This is a genomic window from Gemmatimonadota bacterium, from assembly GCA_040388625.1.
In the GTDB taxonomy this organism is placed as follows: Bacteria; Gemmatimonadota; Gemmatimonadetes; order Gemmatimonadales; family Gemmatimonadaceae; genus Fen-1247.
On record JAZKBK010000002.1, the window covers coordinates 107788 to 116361 of the forward strand.

Genomic DNA, 8574 nt, shown 5'->3' on the forward strand with positions numbered 1-8574 from the left:
GCTCGGTCAGGGTGATTGTTGACGTTGTTGACGGCCTCACGCGAACGCCGCGCGCCGTTTCCATACCCCGCTCTTCCAGATAAGCGCCATCGCAAGACCGCGCGCAGCGGCTGTCAGCACGATCACCCACCACACACCGACGATTCCGAACCGTGCCGCAGCCCAGATCGCGAGCGGAACTCGCAGTGCTGTCAACGTGGTCGAGGTAAGCATCGGCGGGAGCGTGGTGCCCGACCCGCCCAGCGCCGCTTCCAATACTATCTCGGCGCCGAGGAACATGTTCGACAACGCGCTTATTCGCAGGTATTCGGCACCAATCATCTGCGTCGCCGGATCATTCGTGAAGATCCCTGCAAAGTCGGGTGCGATGGTGAGCTCCAGTATGCTGAGTATCACAGCGGGCACCATTACGTATCCGACGGTGATCCAGCCGCTGTGCTCCGCTCTCCTGATTTCGCCTGCGCCGATGTTCTGACCCACGATCGCCGCCACGGCAGCGCCGAAGCCGAGGCTGATGGTGTAAAGCCAGCTCTCGACGCGATGACCGATTCCGAGCGCGGCCAGCGCTGCGGTTCCGAATGGTGCGATGCTGCGTGTCAGCACTATGTAGATGAGCGAGAATACAACGCCCGTCATCGCTGTGGGGAGACCCACGCGTGTGATCGCAGCGATCGTTGTGCGGCGGACGTGTCCGAAGCTGACCATGCGGCGTTTGTGCAGAACAACGACACCCAACCCGAATGCCAGTGTGCGTGTTATCGCCGTCGCGATGGCGGCGCCTTCGATCCCGAGCTTTGGCGCGGGTCCGAGACCGAGTATCAGAATCGGATCGAGGATCATCGTTACCGCGATCGACACACTGAGGATGGCAAGCGGAGTTCGCGTGTCGCCGCTTGCACGAAATCCCGCGTCGACTGCGAAGAAGCCAAAGAATAGCGGGGCGCCGAGCAGATACGTGCCCAGATAGCGGCGCCCGAGGACCGCGATCGCCGGCTCGACGTTCATCACCGCGAACAGATGATCCAGCAGCAGCGTCCCGAAGAGCGCGACAGCGGAACCGAGTACGATCGAATACACCATCGCCTCACCCACGACGCGCGCCGCCTCTCGAGGATTGCGCTCGCCGTGCCGCCGGGCTGCGAGTGATGTGAGACCGATGCTCACCAGCTCGGCGATCGAGATGATGAGCCAGATCCAGAATACGCTCGCGGTCGCGGCGGCGAGCGCGACGGGGCCCAGAAAGCGGCCGATCCAGAGCAGATCGACCGTGAAGAACAGCGTCATGAGGAGCGTGGACGCCACCGCTGGCAGTCCCAGGCGCATGATCGTGCGCGCGAGCGGCTGGCGAACGAGACGGGCGTGCTCCCACTCGCCGGTGATGGTGATCGGAGTGACGCCTTCTTCGTGCGATTCGAGGATTACCGAACGGTCGTCGGGCACGGGCATTGCCCAATCTATCGGGCTCTGCCAGGAGGCATGAATGACGACGAAAAACAATCCCTACGGCGACGACGGCGGAACGCGTGTCGGCAAGCCCGGTACGCCGAAGCGCGATAACACTGGAGGAGGAGGCGACGGCGGCAATCTGGGCGCCGGCAAGGAGTCCACTGGTGGCCGTTCGGAGCGTGGAAATCCAGCGGACGCAGCGAACCCGGCGGCGGGATCACCCCGGCGCAAGGAAGACAAGGGCTCGGGCTACGGTGGGACTCGCGGGGGCCCGAAGACCGACGCCGGCCAGAAGTGACACGTTGGAATGGCGCTGGTGCGCCCGCGCCATTCCTCGAGTTCGGGCCCGGACACCGGACCGGGTAAATTTCAGCAGATGCTCGCTCCCTCAGGGATTCACCACGTAACGGCGATCGCCAGCGATCCACAGCGCAATATCGACTTCTACGCAGGAGTCCTTGGGCTCAGGCTGGTCAAGCGAACGGTAAACTTCGACGATCCGACCACATATCACTTCTATTTCGGTGATGAGATCGGACGCCCGGGGACGCTGCTGACCTTCTTTCCATGGCCGAATGCGCGCCGCGGACGTCAGGGCGCAGGCCAGGCAGCAGTGACATCGTTCGCGATCGTACCGGGATCCGTCGGATTCTGGCTCGAACGGTTGCTGAAGCACCATGTCGATTTCGAGCAGCCTTCCACGCGCTTCGACGGCGAGCGGGTCATCGCACTCAAGGATCCGGATGGATTGATGCTCGAGCTGGTATCGCATCAGCGCGCCGAGCAGTGTGAGGTTCCCGCGGATGCGGACACCGACACGCAGATCCCAGCGGAACATCGGATCCGGGGCGTTTACGCGGTCACGTTGTGGCAGGACGGTCAGCAGCACACGGCCGATCTGCTCACGACGTCGCTCGGATTCCGTCTCGCGCGTGAACAGGGAAGCATCTTCCGGTATACGTCGGACGACAGCAGACCGGGCTCGATTGTTGATCTCAGAATCGTTCCTGGACTGTGGCCCGGCGTGATGGGCGCCGGAACGGTGCATCATGTTGCGTTTCGCGCGACTGACGACCGGACGCAGCTGAATGTGCGCGAGGAGCTCGAAGCGGGCGGATACAACGTGACGCCGGCTCTCGATCGCGATTACTTCAAATCGGTTTATTTTCGCGAGCCTGGCGGCGTGCTCTTCGAAATCGCAACTGATGGACCCGGCTTCACTGTCGATGAGCCCGCGCCTCTACTCGGCCGCGCACTCAAACTGCCAGCGTGGCTCGAGCCGCGCCGGTTCGAGATCGAAGCGCTTCTTCCAAACATTCACCTGCCGATCGATCTTCCGGGACCGAACGCGTAGCATTTCGCAGTACCTCAAGCAGCATATCAATCCTTGACCAGATAGAGCGACGTACAGATGACAGACAAGACTCCAGTGGAACTCGAGAAGGCGTGCATCGATGCAATTCGCGTTCTCGCGATGGATGCAGTGCAGAAGGCGGACTCTGGCCACCCAGGGACGCCGATGGCGCTCGCACCGCTCGCGTACGTGTTATGGACGCGCCACTTGCGCTACAATCCGACCGATCCGCACTGGCCCAACCGTGACAGATTCATTCTGTCGTGCGGCCATGCATCGATGTTGCTGTACAGCGTCTTCTATCTCACTGGCTACGACCTGTCGCTCGACGACATCAGGAATTTTCGTCAGCTGCACAGCAAGACACCCGGACATCCCGAGTACGGACACACACCTGGCGTCGAAACGACGACCGGTCCGCTCGGACAGGGATTCAGCAATGCAGTCGGAATGGCGATCGCGGAAGCACACACGTCCGCTGTATTCAATCGCGCGCAACGGATCATCGATCACTACACGTATTTCATCGCGAGTGACGGTGATCTCATGGAAGGGATCTCGAACGAAGCCGCATCGTTCGCCGGCCACAACAAACTGGGTCGGTTGATCGGCTTCTACGATGACAATCACATAACGATCGAAGGCAACACCGATCTCACCTTCAGCGACGACACGCGGCTCCGTTTCGAAGGGTACGGCTGGCACGTGCAGTTCGTCGGCGACGTGAAGAATCTGGATGCGCTGGACGAGGCCATCAAACGCGCAAAGGCAGAGACCGAGCGTCCGTCGCTCATCATCATGCGCACGCACATCGGCTACGGCAGCCCGAACAAGCAGGACACCTCGGCCGCGCATGGATCTCCACTAGGCGTGGAGGAGGTCAAGCTCACCAAGGAGAACCTCGGGATTCCGTCGCAGGAGCCGTTCTATGTCGACCCCGACGCGCTCGCATTCTGGCGACGCGCGGGACTCGCAGGTGCGGACGAACAGGCTGCGTGGAACACGCTGTACGACGAGTGGAAGGCGGCGAACCCGGATCTGTGCGCTGAATTCGAGCGACGCGCACACGGTCTTCTCAAGGATGGCTGGGAAGATCTGATCCCGACGTTCGACGCGAAAACCGGAAACGTCGCAACGCGATCCGCATCCGGCGCAGTGATCAACGCGATCGCACCAAAGATCCCGGAGCTGATCGGAGGCTCGGCGGATCTCGCCAGCTCGACCGACACGATAGTGAAAGGCGCGCCGAGCTTCGGGCCGGGAAGTTACGAGGGACGCAACTTCCATTTCGGAATCCGCGAGCATGGAATGGGCGGTGTCATGAACGGGATGGCGCTCTACGGCGGCATAATCCCGTACGGCGCGACGTTCCTGATATTCAGCGACTACATGCGGCCGCCAATGCGACTCGCGTGCATGATGCGCCAGCGTCTCATCTACGTTTACACGCACGATTCGATCGGACTCGGTGAGGATGGCCCGACGCACCAGCCGATCGAGCAGTTGTCCAATCTGCGAGCGGTCCCGAACATGACCGTCATCCGCCCCGCCGATGCCAACGAGACGGCGGAAGCGTGGCGTGCAGCGCTCAAGATCGGAACACCGGTGTGTCTGATACTCACGCGACAGAAGTTGCCGTTCATCGACCGGACCAGGTACGCCGCTGCGAGCAATGTCGCGCGCGGTGCATACGTACTGGCCGACATTCGCGGTGGCGATCCGGAAGTCGTATTGATGGCGAGCGGATCCGAAGTATCGATCATTCTTCAAGCGCAGGACACGCTCGCGCAACAGGGGATTCGCGCACGCGCCGTGAGTGTGCCGAGCATGGAGCTGTTCGCGAAACAGGATCAGGCCTATCGCGACAGCGTGCTGCCACCCGGGATCAAGCGCATCTCGATCGAGGCGTCACAGCCGATGTCGTGGTACAAGTGGATCGGCGAGGGCGGCGTCGCCATCGGCCTCGACCATTATGGTGCATCAGCGCCGTATCAGGAGTTGTACAAGGAGTTTCACCTGACGCCGGAGAACGTCGTCAACACGGCGAAGTCGCTGCTCGGAAAGTGACAGCTCGATGAGCGTGGATTGAAACAGTGAGCGAGCGCCGGGTGATCGATATCTCGGTGATGTTGTCGCCCGACACACCAGTGTGGCCGGGCGACACGCCGTTTTCATGTCTCTGGACGTGGAACATGGACGAGGGATCGAGCGTGAACGTGAGCGCGGTGACATCGAGCCCGCACGCGGGGACGCACGCAGATACGCCGTTGCACGTAACGCGCGGTGCGGCGGGATCTGAATCGCTGGCGATCGCGGCTTTTCGGGGGCGGGTTGTCGTTGTGGACGTGACCGATCTCACCGCCGATATCGAGATCGAAGAGATCGATCGTCGCACGCGCGGATACGCTGCGACGACACGTCTGCTGCTCAGGACCGGACGGAGCATCGCGAGTGGCATATTCCCCGAGAGCTGGCCGAGTTTGTCGGTCGATTGTGCGCGGAACCTGGTAGCGCGTGGCGTGGTCCTCGTTGGTATGGACTGCCCGTCCGCGGACGATCGGGAGAGCAAGACGCTGGACGTGCACCACGAACTGCTGGACCGCGGCGTATGCGTGCTGGAGAATCTGGATCTGCGCGAGGCCGAGCCGGGCGAATATGTGCTCGACGCGCTGCCGATGAAGGTAGCGGGACTGGATGCGGCGCCGGTGCGGGCCGTGCTCGAGTTCACGGGGTAGCCGATCCACATTCGATGATGCTGCCGCGTTAGTGTTTCGATCACGGCTCGATTCATCGCTTATTCTTGTCTCATGCGCCGAATCCTCATTGCCACCGCAGCACTCGCCTTGCTCGGCATCATCGCGTACGGCATGTTCGGGATGGGCGGTAGCAGTGGCGCTGGCGGGATGATTCAGCGCAACGCCAGTGTGAACGATCCGCCCGCTCCCGCGATAACGGTGCGCGATCTCGATGTCGGGCAGGGCGATGCGACGTACATCCACAACGGGGACAGCCGCGTCCTGATCGACGGCGGTCCCGATGCTCGCCGGATGGGGTTTCTGCTCGATTCGCTCGGGTTGAACAACAGGACCATCGACGTCGTGATCCTCACCCATCAACACTCCGATCACTACACCGGGCTGCTTCCGCTATTCGATTCGCGCCGTCACATAAGGATCCGGTACTTCTTCGAGGATAAGGACCCTTCCGCCGCTTCCACCCTCGCGCGGCTGCGCGACTCGGTCATCTCGCGGGTTCAGTCTGACAGCCTGCAGTATCGAAGCACGGATGACCCGTGCGGCGACGGCGAGGCGATGTGCACGATCACTCTGCGCGGCGGTGCGACGATGCACATCATGCGACCACTGGCAGCGCCCGCCAAACCGAACAACCGCTCCGTCGCCGTGAAGCTCGTCGGTGCGGATTCGGCATCCTTTACGATGTGGATTGCAGGCGACGCCGAACACGCCGCGATCGCGCACTTCGAGGCGGCGGGCTACGCGGTGAACCCCGGCATGAAGGTCGATGTCCTGAAGGCCGACCATCATGGCAGCTGCAACGGCGTGACGCCACGCTATCTGGAGCTTACTCAGCCGACCTGGGCGGTGGCGTCACTTGGTGCGGTAAACGATTACGGTCACATGCATCAGCAGGCGAAGGCGGAATACCGCAATGCTGGAGTGCAGTGGTATCGCACCGATCAGAACGGCACGGTCACGATACAATCGCCAGGTGTGCCGGGAGGCGGCTACACCATCACACCTTCTCGGCCGGGCAAGGACCTGAACGGGCCGAGCGATCGCAGGGCAAGCGCGCGGGGATGCGCTGGAAGCGAAAGTTGATCACCGAACAAGATCGAGTATCTAGAGGGTGATGTTACCCTTGCCGCCGGTCCCGCCCTTCGCCACCTGAGCAGCTGATTTCGCGAGGCGTCGCGCCAGCTCCGCTGGATCCTGTGCTATCGTGACGCGCAGTACGTCGCCTTCGTTTACCCCCTTTGGCAACACGTCGATCGGCATGGTGACAACGTGATTGCCGTTGATTTCGACGGCAGCTACGCCGTTCTCGATCTGGTCGATGACCCAGGTGCTGCTGGATCCGCCGTGCGCCGGCGGGGAAGGCGAGTTCGAGTCGGTCATTTGGGCTCCGTGCGGACGTGGCATACCGAATGCTCTGGGGAAAGATATCGAACGAAGACCTTGAACCCCTGACAAGTCATGTACTCTGGTTCCGGCGCGACCGAATCTCTCTGGATGGACACGGCCGAAGTCCTCTCGTTCCCGCCGCTTGGGAGTGATGAACGCGCGCACGTTTGCATCATCGGCGCCGGCATTTCCGGTTTGACCACCGCGTATCTCCTCACGCGTGCCGGCAAGGCGGTGATCGTCATCGACGATGGCCCGGTAGGCAGTGGCGATACGGGGCGAACCACTGCACACATCTCCAATGCGCTCGACGATCGCTATTCCAATCTCGCCACACTCTTCGGTGATGAAGGGGCTCGACATGCCGCCGATTCGCATACGGCCGCGATCCAGCGGATCGAAGCCATCGCCGAGCTGGAAGGTATCGATTGCGATTTCGAGCGTGTGGACGGATTTCTCTTTCTCCACAAAGAAGGAAAGAGCGAGCTCCTCACGGACGAGCTGGAAGCCAGCCATCAGGCAGGTCTCACCGATACGGAGTTGGTCGAGTGCGCACCACTCGACGCATTCGACACTGGTGTCGCACTTCGGTTTCCACGTCAGGCGCAGTTTCATGCATTGCGATATCTGAACGGACTGGCACGCGCCATAACGCGCGATGGCGGCCGAATCTACTCGGGAACGAAAGCAAGAAGCATCGAGGATGGCGCGCCCGCGAAAGTGATTACCGCCGACGGCCACACCATCATTGCCGATGACGTCGTCGTCGCCACCAACTCGCCGGTGAACGACTGGATGGTCATGCACACCAAACAGGCCGCGTATCGCACGTACGTGGTGGGACTGCGCGTGCCGTCCGACGCAATCCCGCACATGCTTCTGTGGGATACCGCCGATCCGTATCATTATGTTCGCGTGCATTCCGCAGACAGGCCGGACGCTGATTACGAAGTGCTCATCGTAGGCGGAGAAGACCACAAGACCGGCCAGGCGCAGGACATGGAACAACGCTTTGCACGTCTCGAACGATGGGCGCGCGAGCGCTTTCCCATGGCGCAGGACGTCCTGTATCGCTGGTCGGGACAGGTTCTGGAGCCGGTGGATAGTCTTGCATTCATCGGAAAGAATCCCGGTGCCGACGAGCACATCTACATCATCACAGGCGATTCAGGGCACGGGATTACACACGGCACGATTGGCGGCATCCTTCTCACGGATCTGATCATGGGTGTCCCGAACCCGTGGACGGATATTTACGATCCGAGCCGCATAGCACTGCGCGCGGCGCCGCATTTCGCTCGCGAAAACCTGAATGTGGCGGAACAATATTCGAGCTGGATAACACCGGGCGACGCTGGGAGCGCCGACGAGATTCCCAACAACTCGGGTGCGGTCATACGTCGCGGCATGCACAAGATCGCGGTTTACAAGGATGCGTTCGGCAAGGTCAACGAATGTTCCGCAGTCTGCACACATCTTTACTGTATCGTCGATTGGAACGACACCGAAAAGACGTGGGACTGTCCCTGCCATGGTTCCCGCTTCGATCCGTATGGCAAGGTAGTGAACGGGCCTGCGATCGCGGACCTGGAGCCTGCGCGAACGTAAGGGCAGGCCCCCGTGCCTACCCTA

8 protein-coding genes are annotated in these 8574 nt (G+C 61.5%); 6 read left to right on the top strand and 2 right to left on the bottom strand.

What is annotated here, in order from left to right; genetic code table 11:
• Positions 1-36: 36 nt before the first annotated feature.
• Positions 37-1446, bottom strand: a complete 1410-nt coding sequence (locus V4529_04165; GenBank protein MES2357517.1) for an MATE family efflux transporter — start codon at positions 1444-1446, stop codon at positions 37-39.
• A 34-nt stretch (positions 1447-1480) separates the two neighbouring features.
• Here V4529_04165 and V4529_04170 point away from each other — a divergent pair, with 34 nt between their 5' ends.
• From V4529_04170 to V4529_04190, 5 genes are all read left to right on the top strand, one after another.
• Entirely contained in the window at positions 1481-1744 is a 264-nt protein-coding gene (locus V4529_04170; GenBank protein ID MES2357518.1) for a hypothetical protein, read from the top strand.
• A gap of 78 nt (positions 1745-1822) precedes the next feature.
• Positions 1823-2800, top strand: coding sequence for a ring-cleaving dioxygenase (locus V4529_04175; GenBank protein MES2357519.1), 978 nt, complete (start codon positions 1823-1825; stop codon positions 2798-2800).
• 57 nt (positions 2801-2857) lie between these two features.
• Positions 2858-4867: a transketolase gene (gene tkt, locus V4529_04180; GenBank protein MES2357520.1), complete on the top strand. Its 2010-nt coding sequence runs from the start codon at positions 2858-2860 to the stop codon at positions 4865-4867.
• 26 nt (positions 4868-4893) lie between these two features.
• A complete protein-coding gene (locus V4529_04185; protein MES2357521.1) occupies positions 4894-5535 on the top strand; it encodes a cyclase family protein in 642 nt (213 codons plus the stop codon).
• 72 nt (positions 5536-5607) lie between these two features.
• Positions 5608-6639, top strand: coding sequence for an MBL fold metallo-hydrolase (locus V4529_04190; protein MES2357522.1), 1032 nt, complete (start codon positions 5608-5610; stop codon positions 6637-6639).
• 21 nt (positions 6640-6660) lie between these two features.
• On the opposite strand, the gene V4529_04195 is transcribed toward V4529_04190, so the two are convergent.
• On the bottom strand, positions 6661-6936 hold the full coding sequence (locus tag V4529_04195) for a DUF3006 domain-containing protein (GenBank protein ID MES2357523.1): 276 nt from the start codon (positions 6934-6936) through the stop codon (positions 6661-6663).
• A gap of 78 nt (positions 6937-7014) precedes the next feature.
• On the opposite strand from V4529_04195, the gene V4529_04200 reads away from it, so the two are divergent.
• On the top strand, positions 7015-8550 hold the full coding sequence (locus V4529_04200) for an FAD-dependent oxidoreductase (protein MES2357524.1): 1536 nt from the start codon (positions 7015-7017) through the stop codon (positions 8548-8550).
• The last annotated feature ends 24 nt before the right edge of the window (positions 8551-8574 follow it).